Origin of the sequence: Streptomyces celluloflavus (assembly GCA_000720995.1) — a bacterium.
GTDB lineage: Bacteria > Actinomycetota > Actinomycetes > Streptomycetales > Streptomycetaceae > Streptomyces > Streptomyces celluloflavus.
The window spans coordinates 1-1,004 of the sequence record JOEL01000125.1 but is presented as its reverse complement, the minus strand read 5'-3'; the positions used below and the strand labels follow the sequence as shown (position 1 = coordinate 1,004).

Annotated in this window: 1 protein-coding gene; it reads right to left on the bottom strand. The window is 67.3% G+C overall.

The features are described from left to right. Positions 1-20: 20 nt before the first annotated feature. A protein-coding gene (locus IH09_RS38640) for an IS5 family transposase (protein ID WP_240150649.1) occupies positions 21-946 on the bottom strand; the annotation gives its coding sequence in 2 pieces (ribosomal slippage) (positions 21-593 and positions 596-946; 924 coding nt in all). Positions 947-1,004 lie beyond the last annotated feature (58 nt).

Genomic DNA, 1,004 nt, shown 5'->3' with positions numbered 1-1,004 from the left:
ACTAGGACTTGTCCGGTCGATCATGTTCGTAGCCAGATGGTGATGGCGGCTGCCGTTGCGGTGCCGAGGAAGATGTAGCCGCGTTTGTCGTAGCGGGTGGCGACCGCCCGGTGGTGCTTCAAGCGGTTGATCGCGCGCTCGACGGTGTTGCGTTTCTTGTACCGCTCTGCGTCGAAGCCGGGTGGCCGCCCGCCGCGTGAACCTTTGCGCAGGCGGGCGGCCTGGCTGTCGGTCTTCTCCGGGATGGTGTGCCGAATGCCCCTGCGCCGCAGGTACCGGCGGATGGGGCCGTTGCTGTATGCCTTGTCGGCCGCCAGCCTCGCGGGCTTCTTGCGTGGCCTGCCTGAACCGGTCCGCGGCACTCGGATCTTCTCCAGCACGCCGATGAACTGGGTACCGTCCGCCCGCTGACCTGGTGTGACGATCAGGGACAGCGGGCGGCAGCGGCCGTCCGCACTCAGGTGGAGCTTGCTGGTGAACCCGCCGCGCGAGCGGCCCAGGCCCTCACCTCCCGCACCACCTCCACCAGGCGGGCGAGCAGGCTCTGCCACGACGTTTCGCCCTGGTGTTCTTGCGCTGTGGCCCCCTTTGATGCAGGCGGCGGCTGACTGCGAGCGCCGGCTGCGTGCTGGTGGGCCCGCACGATGGTGGAATCCACCGACACGTCCCAGTCGATCTCGCCAGCCGCATCCGCCGCGGCCTGGACCTGCTGGAGCAGACGCTCCCAGGTTCCGTCGGCCGACCACAGCCGGTGGCGTTCGTAGACCGTCTTCCACGGCCCGAACCGTTCGGGCAGGTCACGCCACTGAACACCCGTCCGCACCCGGTGCAAAATCCCATCGATCACCTGCCGGTGATCCCGCCACCGGCCACAACGCCCATTACTGACCGGCAAGAACGGCCGCAACCGCTCCCACTCCGCATCACTCAGATCACCCCGCCCCATACCCCACATCAACGATCCGAACACAGAGCAGTCACATGATCGACCGGACAAGTCCTAG